Here is a 15621-nt window from a genome sequence, read left to right on the forward strand (position 1 = left end):
CATGTCTTTGGGGAATCGAACCACAGATACCTGACATGTGAGAACAAGTCAAATCCCCATTGCTTATGAGAAAAGGCATTTCCCGGAAAATGTGATCGTCCGGGTCCGATTCAGCCCTGGACGTTTGCGGTTAAACGATTGAAGACCCGTAAAGGAGGGATCCGGTGGATAAAAAACAGAATATCGGGCAGGTGATAAATTTCAAAAAAATGCTTTTTAAAAATTTTTGGCATAGTATAAGAAATCAGTGCCTGACGCTGCGCATTATCGTCTTTCAACAGCCTGAAAAGGACCACTATGCAAAAAAGGGGATGCAACATGATCGGCAAAACTTTCGACCAGCTTAACATCGGCGATTCGGATCGGTTCTCAAAAACCGTGACCGATGCGGATATCTATCTGTTTGCCGGCGTCACCGGGGACCTGAACCCGGCACACATCGATGAGGCCTACGCCCAAGGCACGTTTTTCAAGACACGCATCGCCCACGGCATGCTGTCGGCAGGATTTATATCCGCAGTGATCGGCACCCGCCTGCCCGGCCCGGGAACGGTGTATATGCGGCAGACGCTTGAGTTTCTCTCACCGGTGCGCATCGGGGATACGGTTACCGCGACGGTAGAGGTGATCGAAAAAATGGCGGATAAGAAACGGGTCCGTCTGAAAACCACTTGCGTCAATCAGGAAGGGACCAAGGTGTTGGACGGCGAGGCTCTGGTGAGCCCTCCGCGGCCACCGAAAAAGTCCTGACCGACATCGGCGACGGTTTGCGGGCGGCCCGAGGGGTCATTTGGATTCGGGCCGCCAACACCAGTTCTCGTAGTAATCCCAGCCCACCATGGAATTGAGCTGTTTGAGTTCCCCGTCCTTTTCCTGGATGGAAGCTTTCATGACATCGCCACTGGAAACCATGCCGATGGTTTTGCCGTCCTTTTCGATAAGCAGGTGACGCACCCGGAGCCCCAGAAACTTGTCCATAAGATTGTAGACCGTATCCGTGTGAGGTGCAAATATTAGGTCTCTGGTCATGTAGTCCTCGATGCGGGCGGTCTTGGGATCGAATGCCGCATCAAGGGAATTTCGCATGAGGTCCCGCTCCGTCCAGATGCCCACCGGTTTGCCGTCGCGGGTCACCAAAATTGCCCCCACCCTGCGCGCGTTCATTTGCCTGAGCGCTTCCAAAACGAGGGTTCCTTCCGTAACGCAGAGAATATCGCTGCCCTTTTCCTGGATCATGTCGTTGGCTGTCTTCATCTTTCGCCGCCTTTTTGTGAAGGTTGCGGGAAACCGCATCAGCCGATGCCCCTGAGTTACATGAGGGGTTCTGATTAGGTAACCACTGGGTGAGTTGGCTGCGCGCGGCATTCGCCTGTTAAAATAAAATAGCCTTCCGACCCCGGTCTGTCAACGATTCCCAAGCTGCATGTTGACACCGGCCGATCCCCCCCATTATAGTTCTGCCCAGTTCGGTGGCGGTTTTTGCCACCCCGACACCCCATGACTCTCCACAGGTGCGATGCAACCATGCCGCAATCCTTCCGAAACCTGTTTTCAAGTATCCGGCATCTTTTTAAGCGACGATCGCCGGACGATGTGCAGCTGGGCCAGGTGCTGGTGGACCGGGGCATCATCACCGACAAACAACTGGAAACCGCCCTCGTCGCCCAGCGTCAACGACTGATCGAAACCGGCCAGGCCGTCCGCCTGGGACACATGATTACCGAGTTGGGGCTGGCCTCCGAAACCACGGTGGTGGAGGCTATCAATGAGAACTTCAGGATCTCCGTCGCCTCCCTGTCGGATAACATCCGCGAACTCATTCTCCATCAGCGCGGCACCCTGGCCGAACGACTGCCCGCCCCGGCCATACCCATCTGGCTGAAACTCTGCATCGGTGCCCTGCTCATCGTGACCGTGACCATCGTTTCTTTCAGTTATTTTATCATCAACAAGCAAAAAGCCCAACTTTTCAACCAGACCGTGACCGTGGGGACGGTGAGCCTCAATTATTTTGTCAACAACGCCCGCATTCCGCTCATCGACGACGATATTCTCAGTCTCAACACGTTGATCAAAGAAGCCACCGCCACCGAAGGACTGCGCTATGCCGTGGTAACCGACATCCGGGGTCTGATCCGGGCGCACACCGATGTGGATCGAATCGGCACGGCATTCACATCTCCCGCCCCCGTATCGCCGCCGGTAACCCGTGGGGACATTTCCTATTTTTCTTTCATTGCCGGTTCCGGCGAAAAGATCTTGAACCTAACCCGGGATGTGGTCTTTCAGGACAAGATCGTGGGAGCGGTCCGTGTGGGCGTTTCGTTGGATTTTATCGAGCACCTGGTGGACAGGGAAAAAGGGCCGATCCTGTTTATGACCCTGGTGATGATGACCGTTGGCCTGGCCATTGCCGTCTTTCTGGGAATTCGTTTCTCCAGGCCTATCTCACAGCTGGTGGCCGCCACCGAGGCCATAGGAAAAGGGGATTACCGCCACCGGGTGGAACTCAATCGCCAGGACGAGCTGGGAAACCTGGCCACCGCCTTCAACCAGATGGGCGAGGAGCTTTTTCGGCACACGCTCACCCGCCAGTCCTTCGGTAAATATGTGGGCGAGGACGTGCTGGAAATGATTCTCGCCGACCCGGAAAAAATGTGGCTCAAGGGGCACAAGAACAAAGCCACCATCCTCTTTGCCGATATCCGGGGATTTACCGCCTACGCCGAAGATCGGGAACCTGAGCTGGTGGTGGAGATGCTCAACACCTATTTTGAAATCGCCACCCGCGCCATATTGGATTACGGCGGATACGTGGACAAATTCATCGGCGACTGCGTGCTGGGCGTGTTCGGAGTGCCGGTATTTAGAAAGGATCATGTGGAGCGGGCCGTACGGGCCGCCCTGGATCTGATGGATCAGTTGCACCGGAGCAGCATAAATGGTAATCCTCTGTTGTCGTCCGTGGGTATCGGTATCCATACCGGCCCCATCGTGTCGGGGAACATCGGCTCCCAGGTGAAAATGGAATATACCGTCATCGGCGACACGGTCAACCTGGCATCGCGGCTCAGCGGCCTGGCCGCCCCCGGGGAAGTTTTGGTGACGAATGCGGTTCATGACCGTCTGCGTGGACTCGTCGGCGTGGAACCGGCCGGTACCCGCACCATCAAGGGAAAAATCGCCCCCGTGGAAACTTTTCGGGTTACATCAATAGAACAGAGGGCCCATGTCAAAGCATCCGATTAGACACCAGGCATACCGGTTTCTCATCTGCACGGCCCTGCTGATTGGTTTCGTCCTGCTTCCCCCAACCGTCCATGGCGAGGAGACAGACCTCGGCCCGCCACCGTCGTTACCGCTTCTGGTGAAAGCACGCCGGGGCGATACCCCCGCATCCATCGCCCGGCGCTATTTAAACGATGCGTCAAAGGGGTGGATGATCGTTGAGTACAACGGCATGGCGGCTTTTTCCGGGGGTGAACCGGTCATGGTTCCTATGGCCCCGTTTCAACCCGGCGGCCTGACCCCTGACGGCTATCAGACCGTTCCCGTGTTGGCCTATTCGGATATTGGCGAGTCATCTGGGCAGACTCGGCAGGTGCCTCGGTCGGCATTCGAGCACCAGATGCGCTGGTTGAAAACCGAAGGCTTTGTCGCCATCACCCCAAGGCAGCTTACCGATTTCATGGGGTTCTTCGGCCAGCTTCCCCGCCGGTCGGTGTTGATCACCTTCGATACGGCATCCCGCAGCCTCTTTGAGATCGGCATTCCTCTCCTGAAAGAACTGGGCTTCACCGCAACGGTATTCGTGGCCACCAAGGATGTGGGTGGTAAGGATGCCATGACCTGGGACCAGATCAGGCAACTGCATAGAGACGGCGTCACTATCGGATGCCGGGGTCGAAGCGGGCTTTCATTGACCCATCGAACCAACGGACAGACATTCGAAGACTATTTCAAGTGGGTGGAAGCCGAACTGGGTCTGGCCCGGCGGGCGATCGAGACGCACCTGAACGCCCCCTGTCTGTTTCTGGCCTATCCGCAAGGCGACACCGACAGCCTGGTATCCGCCATGGCCGCCAAGCTAGGTTTTTCGGCTGCCTTCCTCCGGCGACCGGGTGACAATCCCTTTTTCGCCGACCGATACGGCATCCACCGAACCTTCATCAGCCGGGGGATGAACATGGAGCGGTTCAGTCAAAATCTCACCACCCGGATCAAGGCGGATCTCAACTGATGCGACACTGGCTGCCAGCGTTAGCCTTGATGGCCGCCGTCACGCTCTGCGGCTGTGCCGGCATGGTAAATTCGGTGTCGGATTTCATGGGTGCCGGCCCCTGGTGGGAGGCGGACCAGGCCGACAAAATCACCTCGCGGGCCCGCGAGTTGGAGGCGCACGGCGAACTGACCATGGCCTTGGATCACTGGCGGCTGGTTGACCGGATATCGGGCGGCCAGGCTGCGGCTAGCCGCGAAATTACACGCATCCAAAACAAGATCACCGAAGCGGTAAACGCTCACTATCGAAACGGAATGGCAGAACTGAGAAAAAAAAATCAGGCGGCGGCCCGCAACCACTTTCTGGCTGCCCTTCGCCTGGACCCCGCTTTTCAGCCGGCCTTGATCCAGATCAATGCCCGCTTTTCCACTTTTCCCCTGGCCGCACGCTTGTCGGTACCCGGTGACCGCCCGGCCACCGTTGCCGAAAAAGTCTTTAGCGATAAGGAAAAAGCCTTTCTCGTGGCCTGGTTCAACGACCTGCCTATGGCCGAGGCGATGACACCCGGCACCCTGCTCATCCTGCCCAAACTGGAAAAAACACCACCGAAGAAGGTCTACACAAAAAAGCCGCCCAATCATCTGGCCGAAGCCAACGCGCTGCTGGCGAAAAATAGCCTCGATGGCGCACTGGCTATCGTCGAACAGGCGAATCCTGACGATCCTGACGTTAAGGCCATGCTTCACGCCATCCGTATGAAGCAGGCCGCCGCCCAGATCGAAGCAGGACGGCCGGAAGCCGCCCGTCCATATCTTGCCATGGTCCCGGACGGGTTCGCGGGAAAGGATGCCGCCTTGAAAGCGCTGCAGGCCGCCTTACAACGGCAACAGACGTCGCTGGTCCTCCTAAAGGCGCGGGCGCATTTTGATCAGGGGGAGTATCGGCAGAGTCTTGACCTGCTAGAAACGCTGCAGAAGGACGGGCCGGAAAATGTTGCCGTCCGCGACCTGGCCGCCGAAGCGCGCTACCGGTTGGCGCTGGACCACTTCGACCACAAGCGTTTTCTGGAGGCCCGGGATGTGCTGAAAAAGGCCGATGGAAGCCATAAAGCCAGCATGGCCCTGAAGGGAACCGTCCGCTCCCGGTTGCTGGAACTGGCCCAGATTCATTACCGCAACGGCGTCAAACACTTCATCAACGAGGATCTGAAGTCAGCCATCGCCGATTGGGAAAAAGCCCTGATCTGCAACCCGGATCACGAAAAAGCCCGAGAGAACATCGACAACGCCCGCCGGCTTATGCAAAAAGTCGAGACCCTGCCCTGATATCGCATTCCTGTTAAAAAAAACAGAACCAAGACAATTCAGTGGCAGCTGTGAATATCGTCAAGACGTTTTTTGGCAGCCGGTTCGTGGCCGAATATGAAATCCAACCGTTCGCAGGGATATATGCTGCACCAACCGCCCCTTTTTATTTCCTTTTTAAACAAAAAAGGGAACAGTCCCGTCACCGTAAGTCGAATGCCCATGATTCGGATCAGAACGGAAAACAGATTCCTCTTCGGTTATTGGTTCAGGGTACCGCCGATGTACTCGATTGCCTCGCGAACCGTGTCATAATCGGCGTCCACCGAAGCGATCACAGCGACGATTTGCGCGTCGTCGAGAATTGGCTGGTGGTCGGGTTGCCGTATGTCCAAAGCCCGCAACGCCGTTTTCACAGCGTTCACGATGTCAGGATCCAACCCGCTTCTGGAGGAAAATACCCACCCTGGGTACCAGGCCGTTTCGGCCAGCACCCGGATGGCTCGCGGATCGATTTTGCCGACCACCACATCCAGGGTTCCCTGCCGAATCGTCCCGATATCGTACTTGCCCGCGCAAACGGCCAGAACCACCTTCTCCTGTTTGCCGCCCGGTCCCGGAGCAAAGGCAATTTCCTGGAAATCATCTCGGGTAATTCCATGGCTGTAAAACAGCGTCAGCGGAAACAAATATCCTCCGCCCGACCCCGGATCCACGGCGATCCATCGTTTGCCTCGGCAATCGTTCAGAGTTTGGATGTGCGGATTGTCTGCACGGCATATAATTTGTCCCCGGTATTGATCCCCCCCCTCTTTTTCGACGATTCGTGCAAAAGCCCTAGCACCGTAGCGGTGCGCCATCTGGATGTAGATATAGGGATTGGCGAACGACAAATCGATTTTCCCCTGGCCGACCATCTTCATATGCCCATCGAATGTATCCGGAAATATCTGCCGGATGTTCAAGCCGGTTTTTCGACGCAGGTATTCGACCAGCCGGTGGTGTTTCTGGTACGAAACCGAGTGGGAGTACTGCGGCAAATATGCGTAGGTGATGCTGTGGTCCACTTGCTGGATGCGCGGGGATTCACGTACACTCAAATCAACCTTGTACGTCGGTTCGCCCGGATCGCAACCGGCCAGCATGCACAGCGCAACCCCAATCCATACGGTATGCAGACGCAACATACCCTCCTTCCAAGATTTGGCAGGTAGTCTTTGATACCATATAGGGTCGGCTACCGCACCAAGGCGTTGCCACCTTGCCATCAATTTATTTTACACCGTATCACCTCAGTGAGCAAGCCGCCTTACGGCCTTTACGAGGCGTTCCCTGACACCGGCAAAATCCCTTCCGGGAAAGAACGGGTTGACCGGCATTGAGAATTTGCCTAGTATCGTGGCAGAATCTCCTGAAAGTTGGGGCAAGGCCATGATCTTCAGTTTTCGAACCCGGGTTTTCGTCAGCATGCTCTCCGTGGTACTGCTGGCTGGCGGCCTGATTGGGCTGGCCGTCAGCAAGACAGTGACCCCTGCCCTTAGCGACGAATACAAGGAAAGAGGCCTGGCCCTGGCGATCAATCTGGCTGCCCGCTGCGAGGATCCGCTCCTGGCGGTGGATTTCCTGCGGCTTAAAAACATGGTCGATGAAACCGTAAACAGCAGCGACGGGATAGCCTATGCATTTATCATGGATGAGCGCAGCAAAGTATTGGCGCACACCTTTGAAGGGGGGTTTCCGGTGGCGCTCAAAACCGCCAATTCAGCCGATGAACGACAGCACTGCAGTGTCCGGCTGATAGACACGGGCAAGGAGTTGATTTACGATTTCGCCGCACCGGTGACTGCCGGTGATGACCGGGTCGGCATGGTTCGGCTGGGGCTTTCCCGCAGGCAGGAAGCGATGATCATCCGGCAAATTCTCTGGAATATTTTTTCACTGCTCGGACTGTCGCTCTTCGTGGCTGCACTGGTCGCTTTCAGTCTGTCGGACAGCGTCACCCGTCGGATTTCACACCTGCGCTCGGCCTTGAGTCTGGTCAACGCCGGAAATCTGGACATCCGGGTCGGTCCGGCCATCGGTCGAACATGCTGGCAGGTCACGTCGTGCACAAAGGTCAATTGTCCCCTGAACGGCGACGTTCACCGGAGATGTTGGGCCATGCGGTCATGGTTGGCGGCCGGCAGCACCGATGCCGAGGCGGCATGTCAAACCTGCACGGTTTATCGCCGGCACGCCGGTGACGAAATTCAGCAGTTGGCCGAGGCCTTCGACGTCATGCTGCACTCCCTGAAACGCTCGGTCGGCCAGTTGGCCGAATCCAAAACCATCATCGAAGCCTCGGAGCACAAATACCGACGGATTTTTGAAACCTCCATGGACATGATTTTTATTGCGGATGGCAATGGGATTTTGCACGACATCAATCCGGCCGGCCGAAGCCTGCTCGGATACCCACACAGCTCGTCGCAGATCGTTACGTTGCGCCTTGAGGACCTGTTCCCCGATCCGAACACCTTCGCCGAGCTGCAACAAAACCTGGAACACAACGGATTCGTCAAGGATTGGGAAACCACCTTGCGTGCCTGTGGTGACGGGCCGCTGGCCGTTCTTTTCAGTTGCTCGTTGCAACGCGATGCGGCGGGCGGTGTCGTCGGCTATGAAGGGGTCGTCAAGGACATCAGCCATCGGAAAAACATCGAGAACCAACTGCTCCGGGCCGACAAACTTGCCTCCCTGGGACAACTCTCCGCGGGGGTGGCGCATGAGATCAACAACCCTCTGGGCCTGATTCTCGGTTTTACCCAGCTGCTGCTGCGCGAGGCAACGGACTCCGCCCAGCAACGCTCGGACCTCAAGACCATCGAGGAGGAGACGTTGAAGTGCAAGAAAATCGTCCAGGCCCTTCTCAGTTTTGCACACAAAACCGAAACGCGTCTGGCACCGGTCTGCCTTTCCGCCCTAGTGGATGATGTGGCCGCCATCGTACGGCACGACTTCGAACTGGCCGGTATTGAACTGGAAACCGACAGTGGTGTACAGATACCGAACACCTTCGGGGATGCCGAAAAGCTGCAACAGGTCATCGTCAACCTGTTGATCAATGCACGGCAGGCCGTGGGCACCAATGGCCGCGTCCGGATCCGCATCGTCCATTGGCCGGATCGCTCGACCGTTGGACTTGAAGTGCAGGATAGCGGCCCCGGTATCGCCCCCGAGTATCTGAACCGTATTTTCGACCCCTTTTTTACCACCAAACCCATGGGCCAGGGAACCGGCCTGGGGTTGTCAATCAGTTATGGTATCATCCAAGAGCATGGCGGCAGTATCCATGTAAAAAGCCGTCCGGGCGAAAAGACGGTGTTCACCGTGGAGCTGCCGAGAATACCACCCGACCTGCCGAAAGGAACGCATATCTGCCTATGACCACACGAATCCTGATTGTCGATGACGAATTGAAAATGCTGGCAATGCTTCAACGGACCATTGTCGGCGAACTGCCGGATGTTGAGATTGTTACCGCCGGCAGCGGTCAGCAGGCGTTGGAACAGACCGCGCACCAACCCTTTGATATTGCATTGGTTGATATCCGTATGCCGGAAATGGACGGTCTGAGCCTTCTCGAACGCCTCAAGGAGCATAATCGACTGTTGACCGTTATCATGATGACCGCCTACAGCGCCGTCGACATCGCCGTGACCGCCATAAAAAAGGGCGCCTACGATTTCATCACTAAACCGTTCGATAGGGATGCGCTTGTTCTGCTGATCCAAAAGGCCGCCGAACGCGGACGACTCCTGCGCGAAAACCTGAACCTGCGTGAGCGGATCGCCGAGACCGAACGGTTCGAGAATTTTATCGGCACTAGCACGCGGATGCAGAAAATCTACACAACCATCCAGATGATCAGCGGCACCGATGTAACGGTCCTGATCACCGGTGAGTCGGGAACTGGAAAAAACTTGGCGGCAAAGGCTATCCATGCCATGAGCGCGCAAAGTCAGAAGCCGTTCCTGCGGGTGAACTGTCCGGCGATTCCGGAGCAAATTCTGGAAAGCGAACTGTTTGGTTATCGAAAAGGTGCGTTCACCCACGCCAGTCAGGACAAAAAGGGGATGTTCCAAGCCGCCGACGGCGGCACGATATACTTGGACGAAATCGGCGACATTTCGCTATCCGTTCAAACCAAACTGCTTCTGGCCATCGAAGACAAAGAGATCAAGCCGCTGGGTGACCCGAAAAGCCTCGTGGTCAATGTTCGGGTCGTCGCCTCGACCAACTGCGACCTCAAGGCCAAGGTCGATGCCCGGCAGTTCCGTGAAGATCTATATTACCGGCTCAATGTGGTCAACCTGCGGATGCCGCCGCTCCGTGAACGGAGGGAGGACCTGCCGCTGCTCATTGACCACTTTCTTTCCGAATCCTGCCGTCTCTATGACCGTCCCAAAAAACAGATCGCCCCCGAATTGGTGCAACGGCTTCTGGCCCATCCATGGGAGGGGAACGTCCGGGAACTGGAAAACGTGATCAAACGGGCCGTCGTCATGGCACCAGGCGATACGGTCCATGCCGAAGACATCGGATGGGCACCGATCGGTCCGATGCTACCAACCGGCTTGACCAACCCCGGCCTGGCGCCGTATCAAGAAGCCAAAAAACAGGTCTTGGCCGCATTCAATCGCGGCTATGTCTCCCAGGCTCTGCGGGCCAGCGGCGGCAATGTCACCCAGGCCGCCCAGATGGCCGGCCTGGAACGTCAGGGTCTGCAGCAGATCATGAAGCGCTGCGGTATCAAGTCCGACACTTTTCGCGGCGTGATTCCCTGATCCACCGGTTTCTTCCCCTCCGACAGGCAATCTTTCCACCCCGTCGAGGCGCCTTCACGCGGGTGCAAAATTGCAATGGCGTGGGCCACATGACGCTTTTTTTCAGTATCTATTCGATATGGTAAAGAATATTCGCCTTCCGCCCCGACCGGATGCCACCTGACGTTGGCACCTCATCAAGATCGCAGAGCCTGCTCTGCGGCCCAAATCATGGCAAGCCCCGTTTAAAATTCCAAAAAAATCAATGCGTAAAGAATAATTCTTCAATTTGCCGGGAGGCTTGGCCGCCGGGTTGCACTGAAGCCTTTGTAAAGTGCAATTCGTCAACCCAAACGATTAAGGAGGGGTGCATGGAAAAAATTGACAAGAGAATGGGATGGGAAGTAGCGCGTGAGTTGGAAGCGGCCAAGCCGACGATCCTCGAACGGCTCAAACCGGATAAGAGCGAAATCGTCGCCGCCTTGTGGGGGGTTGCGATCTTTTTCGTGGTCTTTCTGATCGGATGCTGGCTGGCCGGCAATCCCTTCGAGGGATCCGGCCGTCTGCCGTCGGAGATCGTCAAGGCCCACGGATGGGAGGGAACGAACAACTGGACCATCTTCTGGTGGGTGGTCGTCCTGGCGATCATCCTGGAATTTCTCGACGCCTCGGCCGGCATGGGTTACGGGGCGGCCATGACTCCGCTGCTGCTGGTCATGGGATTCGATCCCAAACAGGTGGTGCCGGCAGTGATGATTCAACAGGCCACCGCCGGGATGATCGGCGCCTTTCTGCACAAGGAGTTCGGCAACGTGGAGTGGCGCTTCAAACCGATGTCGGAACCGATCAAGCTGTGGCTGATGATCGCCGTTACCGGGTGCATCACGGTGGGTCTTTCGGTAACAGCGGTATACGTGGTCTTCAAGGTCCACAAGATCTGGATCAAGCTCTACGTGGTCGTGCTGCTGCTGATGATGGGCGGCACCATGCTCTTTAAGGGAAGAAAGGAGCGGCCGTACCGACCCTGGCGAATGCTTGGCTTTGCCGCCCTAGCCGGATTCAACAAAGGCGTCGGCGGCGGCGGGTACGGCCCGGTAGTCACGGTGGGCGGTCTGCTGTCCGGGGTTCCGGTCAAGAGCATGCTGGCCGTTACCGCATTGAGCGAAGGAACGACCTGCGTGTTTTCCATATTCGTCTGGCTGGCGTTGTCGATCGGGGGTGGGATGACCATTGACTACCTCGTGCTGCCCTCCATGCTGCTTGGCAGCATGGTGGCAGCCATAGCCGCTCCCTATGCGGTTAAAGTCTTTCCGGAAAAGGCCTGGCGCTGGGTCGTGCCGATCTATTGCCTTTTCCTCGGCGCTTACAGCTTCTACAAGATCGGACCGTCGCTGATGAAACAACTCGCCGGCTGATCCAACAACCTGGTCTGATCGCCGGAAACCGGTTGGGGCAACCTGAAACGCCCCCCGCCCTCCGGGGCGACAACCCCCGGCCGGTTTCCCGGCGTTCTGAATGCGCCAGGGGCGGATCCCGAGGGATCAGGCATGATAACGACGCAAACCGGCCAAGTCAGCGATAATGCCACGCACATGATCCCGCAACCGCTCCGGCGTCATATCGGCAATCGTCGCATAGGGAATGGCCGGCCCGATGGATACCTTTACCGGTTTGGGATTCAGGTGAAAGGTCCCTTTGGGGTGGTAATCAAACAGCCCGCTGATGGCAAAGGGCAAAATATCGGCACCGGCCTGGCGGGCCAAGTGAAAGGGCCCTTTTTTGAACGCACCCATCCGGCCGGTGAGGGTGCGGTGCCCTTCGGGCAGGATGATGATGGACGTTCCCTCGCGCAGCCGCTGCCTGGCGATATCAAGACTCTCCTTGGCTTTTTCCAGATTGCTTCGATAAATGGGGATGCATCCGTAGCGGGAGACCAGGCTGCCCCACAGGGGAATCGAAAAATGGTAGGCCGCTTCAACAGCCACATACGTCAGGGGAATGGCGGCAGGAATCACGAACAGGTCGAACAGGCTCTGGTGGTTGCCCATAATCAGGTAGGTCCGTGTTCGGTCCAGACCGTCCAGGCCCGTCACCCTAAGGCGAATGCCCATTATTTTGACCTGAACGGAAAAAAGAAAGCGGGCCAGAGCAAAAACCCGTTTTCTGGAAAAAATGAACAGCGCGAAGGAAAGAACGGTGAAGGTCAACACAAAAAAGGCCGATCCCGCCGCCCACAGCATTGCCGATCGCACCGTTTTCATGCGAAGTACCTGACTCGTCGGGGATCAATGGCAACCTGCGTGGGCGTCGACCCGAAAAGCTCACCATCCGGCAACAGGGTTTTAGGCAGGTCGGTTTTCACCGATGCCGTTTTGGCCCGGTAAAACCGCACCGCCGGATTCTGCCCATGGGTCCCCTTGAAAATTTTGGGAAAGGTGGCCATCAGTGACCGGCGGCTCATTGGTCCCACAACCACCACATCGAACCAGCCATCGTCGATCTTCGCCTCCGGCGCCATGAGCATTTTGCCTCCTGTGTGTCGGGAATTGCAGAACTCCACGAAGCAGTTTTCCCCATCGATTCGCCTGCCATCGAGTTCCAGCTGCATCCGGTGAAACCGCAAGCCCAGCATCCGGTGGAAGACTCCGATAACATAGCTGAAATCACCGAACCGTTTAAATTGGTGAGCCGTCTGGGCCACATCGGTAACAAAACCGAATCCGGCGAGATTGACGAAATACCATGGCTGCCCATCCTGGGTAAAACTGCATACGTCCACCGGCCGCGTCTCCCCCATGATCAGCGCCCGGATGCCGTCTGCCGTGGTGTAGATGCCAAGATCCCGGGCAAAGGAATTGCCGCTGCCCACGGGGATGATGCCCAGCGGGGGCAGTGTGGCCGGGTCGTGATATTTCATGAGGCCGTTGAGCAAATGGAAGTTGGTCCCATCTCCACCTAAAGACACGACGCCGTCGTATTTCCCTAGGGTCAGTTTTCTGGCGATGTCCATGGCGTGGGCATGGTACTGGGTAATGAAAATCCGGTATTCAATGCCATGCCGGCGCAGGTGGTTCTCCACCTTCGGGATGGCTCGGGATCCTTTTCGGCCTCCGGCGCTGGGATTGGCGATCAGTGCAATAGTCATGGATGGCAGCAAAAAGTCCTTTCTGTTTTTGGCTTACGGGGCCGGCGGGTCAGGTTCAATTGGCTTTATGAAGATAGCGGTTCATGTGGTCCTCGATCAGCGCATCGATCCGGCCTTCATCGCGAAGCCTTCGGATCTGCCGGTTGATTTTTGGCAGAAGAGCGGCGTGGGGAGATCGCTTGGGAAATGCAAAACAGAAATTTTCCACCACCAGGTCTTTTTTGACAACGGCGAGCTTTTCGCCAACGCCCAGGCGATTAGCTGAGATATGCACCGCATAATAGCCGAAAAAAAGGTATTCCGCCTTGCCAGACAGGAGGTGGTCGATCATCTTATCGACGGAATAGACCCTGGCCATCCTGAGTTCTTTTTCGATGAATCGGTCCATGCTATCCCCGAAGCTGTCACCAAAAAGGGTCACGCCCCGGCGGTTCACCAGATCCTCACGGCCGGCGACGGGAAAGCCCTTCCCCTTTTCGACGAATACGGATGTGGGGTCTTGGCAATAGGGCTCCGAAAACTCCAGGTAGGCCTCCCGTTCGATGTTGCGGTAAATCCCGGCGATCAGATCCACCTTGCCATACCGGGCGGTTTCCTGGACCCTTTTCCATGGCCCCAGATAACAACTTTGATAGACTTTGCCCAGGCCCGAAAGGATGATCCCGGCAAGATCGGGCCCGACCCCGACGATGCGATTGCCTTCCTGCCACATAAAAGGCGGGTAGTCGGGGTGCCCGGAAATAATGATGGGGTCCTTGATCCCACCTTCCCGGGCAGACGTCAAGGTCGGCAGGTGAACGATCAAAATCAGCAGGATGATTGCTGGTATACGGTTTTTCCATTCAGGCATTGTGGGTCAATTCTCCCTGTTATCCGCTGTATCGATGGCATCACGAAAATGATCGGCGCCTGCCGGGTCCTTGGGGGACGCATGCGGATCCATTGTTCGCGATATCGGAATTCACCTTACAGATATATACCTGAAATAAATTTAACTCAACCTTCGGGGATCGCCGGGCTGCAATTGAATCGTTGGAGATTTCCATGACAATCCGAGGGTTTTTTGGTAGATAAGCATGCAAACTTATGGGCACTGGTCTTATGAAGATGCGAAACGAAAAGACAGTTCATGCGTACACAGCGCTTGCCCGCATCTGACCCGTCTAATCCACGGACGAAAGGAATCCTCACATGCAAAAACAACCGACGCCGACCGACGCCGAGGGGATGGCGGCCAGGTCACGCCAGCGTTACACCATTCTCCTTCCGGGCATCCCGGTGTCTTCCAACCGCGGCGCGCTGGGCTGGTCAACGGTTGCCCTGATCGAGACCGGCGATCTTCGGGTTCTTTTCGATACCGGCTCCCATGGCGACCGCAGTCTGTTGATGGAACGGCTGCAGACGCTGTCGCTCGACCCGCAGGCACTGGACGCCGTTTTTATCTCCCATCTGCACTACGATCACTGCCAGAACATCGATCTGTTCGAAAACATTCCGCTCTTCGTCAGCGAACGCGAACTCCGCTATGTCCTGGAAGGGGAATACCGACAGCGCCGGGATCCTTACGTGCCTGCGACCACGATCTTGAGTCTGAAGGACCGATTCCGGACGGTCCCGGACGGCAGCGAGATTTTCCCCGACGTGCGCGTGGTCGCGCTGCCGGGCCACACGCCCGGCCAGGCCGGCCTCTTTCTATCCCGGGAAAAGATACTGATAGCCGGCGACGGCGTCAAAAATGCCTGGGAATTTGCCAGCCGAATGGCGCCGCCGGCTTTCTTTTCCCAAGCCGCCGCCCTCAACAACTATGACTGGGTAAGGGCCCACGCGACCGAAATCGTTCCGGGCCACGACCGGCCGTTTCGCCTGCAGGCAGACGGCACACCCGCCTATCTCACTGCTGCCGCCGATGTCACGCTGACATTCTTTCCTGGACCCGGCCTGGACCCGAAAGCGGTCCACCTGTCCTGACGGCAAGTCTGAAAAACGTTCAAAAGGAACCCAAATGGCGTAGGAGCAGCTTCCAGCCGCGATGCAATGGGATGGGATGATCGCGGCTGGAAGCCGCTCCTACGAAAAAGGACCCTGTTTTGATTAACGCTTTTTTAGACGTCCTGATGAATGAGGCGTGCATAAGGTACGCCGCAG

Annotated in this window: 14 protein-coding genes; 9 read left to right on the forward strand and 5 right to left on the reverse strand. The window is 56.7% G+C overall.

The features are described from left to right. The first annotated feature begins 164 nt into the window (after positions 1 to 164). Both ACHZBS_RS10270 and ACHZBS_RS10275 read left to right on the forward strand, forming a co-directional pair. On the forward strand, positions 165 to 347 hold the full coding sequence (locus ACHZBS_RS10270) for a hypothetical protein (RefSeq protein ID WP_319406407.1): 183 nt from the start codon (positions 165 to 167) through the stop codon (positions 345 to 347). Next, positions 319 to 750, forward strand: a complete 432-nt coding sequence (locus tag ACHZBS_RS10275) for a MaoC family dehydratase (RefSeq protein WP_319406408.1) — start codon at positions 319 to 321, stop codon at positions 748 to 750. The genes ACHZBS_RS10270 and ACHZBS_RS10275 overlap by 29 nt, the downstream gene beginning before the upstream one ends. Positions 751 to 786: 36 nt before the next feature. Here ACHZBS_RS10275 and ACHZBS_RS10280 read toward each other — a convergent pair whose 3' ends face one another. Beyond that, the gene (locus ACHZBS_RS10280) at positions 787 to 1254 is read right to left on the reverse strand and encodes a CBS domain-containing protein (protein WP_319406409.1); all 468 of its coding nucleotides are present in this window, start codon (positions 1252 to 1254) and stop codon (positions 787 to 789) included. A 270-nt stretch (positions 1255 to 1524) separates the two neighbouring features. Here ACHZBS_RS10280 and ACHZBS_RS10285 point away from each other — a divergent pair, with 270 nt between their 5' ends. The 3 genes from ACHZBS_RS10285 to ACHZBS_RS10295 are packed head-to-tail and all read left to right on the forward strand — an operon-like array spanning position 1525 to position 5547. After that, complete coding sequence (locus tag ACHZBS_RS10285; RefSeq protein WP_319406410.1) at positions 1525 to 3249, forward strand: adenylate/guanylate cyclase domain-containing protein; 1725 nt, start codon at positions 1525 to 1527, stop codon at positions 3247 to 3249. Further along, a complete protein-coding gene (locus ACHZBS_RS10290) occupies positions 3230 to 4240 on the forward strand; it encodes a polysaccharide deacetylase family protein (RefSeq protein ID WP_319406411.1) in 1011 nt (336 codons plus the stop codon). Before ACHZBS_RS10285 ends, ACHZBS_RS10290 begins: the two co-directional genes overlap by 20 nt. Then, complete coding sequence (locus ACHZBS_RS10295; RefSeq protein ID WP_319406412.1) at positions 4240 to 5547, forward strand: tetratricopeptide repeat protein; 1308 nt, start codon at positions 4240 to 4242, stop codon at positions 5545 to 5547. Before ACHZBS_RS10290 ends, ACHZBS_RS10295 begins: the two co-directional genes overlap by 1 nt. A 239-nt stretch (positions 5548 to 5786) precedes the next feature. Here the strand turns inward: ACHZBS_RS10295 and ACHZBS_RS10300 are convergent, their stop codons facing one another. Continuing rightward, positions 5787 to 6713, reverse strand: a complete 927-nt coding sequence (locus tag ACHZBS_RS10300; protein WP_319406413.1) for a phosphate/phosphite/phosphonate ABC transporter substrate-binding protein — start codon at positions 6711 to 6713, stop codon at positions 5787 to 5789. Between the two features lie 244 nt (positions 6714 to 6957). On the opposite strand from ACHZBS_RS10300, the gene ACHZBS_RS10305 reads away from it, so the two are divergent. From ACHZBS_RS10305 to ACHZBS_RS10315, 3 genes are all read left to right on the forward strand, one after another. Next, positions 6958 to 8952: an ATP-binding protein gene (locus tag ACHZBS_RS10305; protein ID WP_319406414.1), complete on the forward strand. Its 1995-nt coding sequence runs from the start codon at positions 6958 to 6960 to the stop codon at positions 8950 to 8952. After that, positions 8949 to 10352 carry a sigma-54 dependent transcriptional regulator gene (locus ACHZBS_RS10310; protein WP_319406415.1) on the forward strand — a complete coding sequence of 468 codons (1404 nt, stop codon included), beginning with the start codon at positions 8949 to 8951 and terminating at the stop codon, positions 10350 to 10352. Before ACHZBS_RS10305 ends, ACHZBS_RS10310 begins: the two co-directional genes overlap by 4 nt. Before the next feature lie 350 nt (positions 10353 to 10702). Further along, positions 10703 to 11746, forward strand: coding sequence for a sulfite exporter TauE/SafE family protein (locus tag ACHZBS_RS10315; RefSeq protein ID WP_319406416.1), 1044 nt, complete (start codon positions 10703 to 10705; stop codon positions 11744 to 11746). A 126-nt stretch (positions 11747 to 11872) separates the two neighbouring features. On the opposite strand, the gene ACHZBS_RS10320 is transcribed toward ACHZBS_RS10315, so the two are convergent. The 3 genes from ACHZBS_RS10320 to ACHZBS_RS10330 are packed head-to-tail and all read right to left on the reverse strand — an operon-like array spanning position 11873 to position 14326. Then, complete coding sequence (locus tag ACHZBS_RS10320) at positions 11873 to 12592, reverse strand: lysophospholipid acyltransferase family protein (RefSeq protein ID WP_319406417.1); 720 nt, start codon at positions 12590 to 12592, stop codon at positions 11873 to 11875. After that, positions 12589 to 13476: a diacylglycerol kinase family lipid kinase gene (locus ACHZBS_RS10325; RefSeq protein ID WP_319406418.1), complete on the reverse strand. Its 888-nt coding sequence runs from the start codon at positions 13474 to 13476 to the stop codon at positions 12589 to 12591. Before ACHZBS_RS10325 ends, ACHZBS_RS10320 begins: the two co-directional genes overlap by 4 nt. Positions 13477 to 13531: 55 nt before the next feature. Beyond that, positions 13532 to 14326: a transporter substrate-binding domain-containing protein gene (locus tag ACHZBS_RS10330; protein ID WP_319406419.1), complete on the reverse strand. Its 795-nt coding sequence runs from the start codon at positions 14324 to 14326 to the stop codon at positions 13532 to 13534. A 341-nt stretch (positions 14327 to 14667) separates the two neighbouring features. Here ACHZBS_RS10330 and ACHZBS_RS10335 point away from each other — a divergent pair, with 341 nt between their 5' ends. Further along, a complete protein-coding gene (locus ACHZBS_RS10335) occupies positions 14668 to 15444 on the forward strand; it encodes an MBL fold metallo-hydrolase (RefSeq protein WP_319406420.1) in 777 nt (258 codons plus the stop codon). Positions 15445 to 15621: the final 177 nt, after the last annotated feature.

This window comes from uncultured Desulfosarcina sp., from assembly GCF_963664155.2.
Classification (GTDB): domain Bacteria; phylum Desulfobacterota; class Desulfobacteria; order Desulfobacterales; family Desulfosarcinaceae; genus Desulfosarcina.

Excerpts from the sequence above, each read along its gene's own strand:
- ACHZBS_RS10290 (WP_319406411.1), top strand. The coding sequence starts at position 3,230 with ATGTCAAAGCATCCGATTAGACACCAGGCATACCGGTTTCTCATCTGC.
- ACHZBS_RS10320 (WP_319406417.1), bottom strand. The coding sequence starts at position 12,592 with ATGAAAACGGTGCGATCGGCAATGCTGTGGGCGGCGGGATCGGCCTTT.
- ACHZBS_RS10310 (WP_319406415.1), top strand. The coding sequence starts at position 8,949 with ATGACCACACGAATCCTGATTGTCGATGACGAATTGAAAATGCTGGCA.
- ACHZBS_RS10305 (WP_319406414.1), top strand. The coding sequence starts at position 6,958 with ATGATCTTCAGTTTTCGAACCCGGGTTTTCGTCAGCATGCTCTCCGTG.
- ACHZBS_RS10335 (WP_319406420.1), top strand. The coding sequence starts at position 14,668 with ATGCAAAAACAACCGACGCCGACCGACGCCGAGGGGATGGCGGCCAGG.
- ACHZBS_RS10325 (WP_319406418.1), bottom strand. The coding sequence starts at position 13,476 with ATGACTATTGCACTGATCGCCAATCCCAGCGCCGGAGGCCGAAAAGGA.
- ACHZBS_RS10315 (WP_319406416.1), top strand. The coding sequence starts at position 10,703 with ATGGAAAAAATTGACAAGAGAATGGGATGGGAAGTAGCGCGTGAGTTG.
- ACHZBS_RS10280 (WP_319406409.1), bottom strand. The coding sequence starts at position 1,254 with ATGAAGACAGCCAACGACATGATCCAGGAAAAGGGCAGCGATATTCTC.
- ACHZBS_RS10330 (WP_319406419.1), bottom strand. The coding sequence starts at position 14,326 with ATGCCTGAATGGAAAAACCGTATACCAGCAATCATCCTGCTGATTTTG.
- ACHZBS_RS10300 (WP_319406413.1), bottom strand. The coding sequence starts at position 6,713 with ATGTTGCGTCTGCATACCGTATGGATTGGGGTTGCGCTGTGCATGCTG.
- ACHZBS_RS10295 (WP_319406412.1), top strand. The coding sequence starts at position 4,240 with ATGCGACACTGGCTGCCAGCGTTAGCCTTGATGGCCGCCGTCACGCTC.
- ACHZBS_RS10285 (WP_319406410.1), top strand. The coding sequence starts at position 1,525 with ATGCCGCAATCCTTCCGAAACCTGTTTTCAAGTATCCGGCATCTTTTT.
- ACHZBS_RS10275 (WP_319406408.1), top strand. The coding sequence starts at position 319 with ATGATCGGCAAAACTTTCGACCAGCTTAACATCGGCGATTCGGATCGG.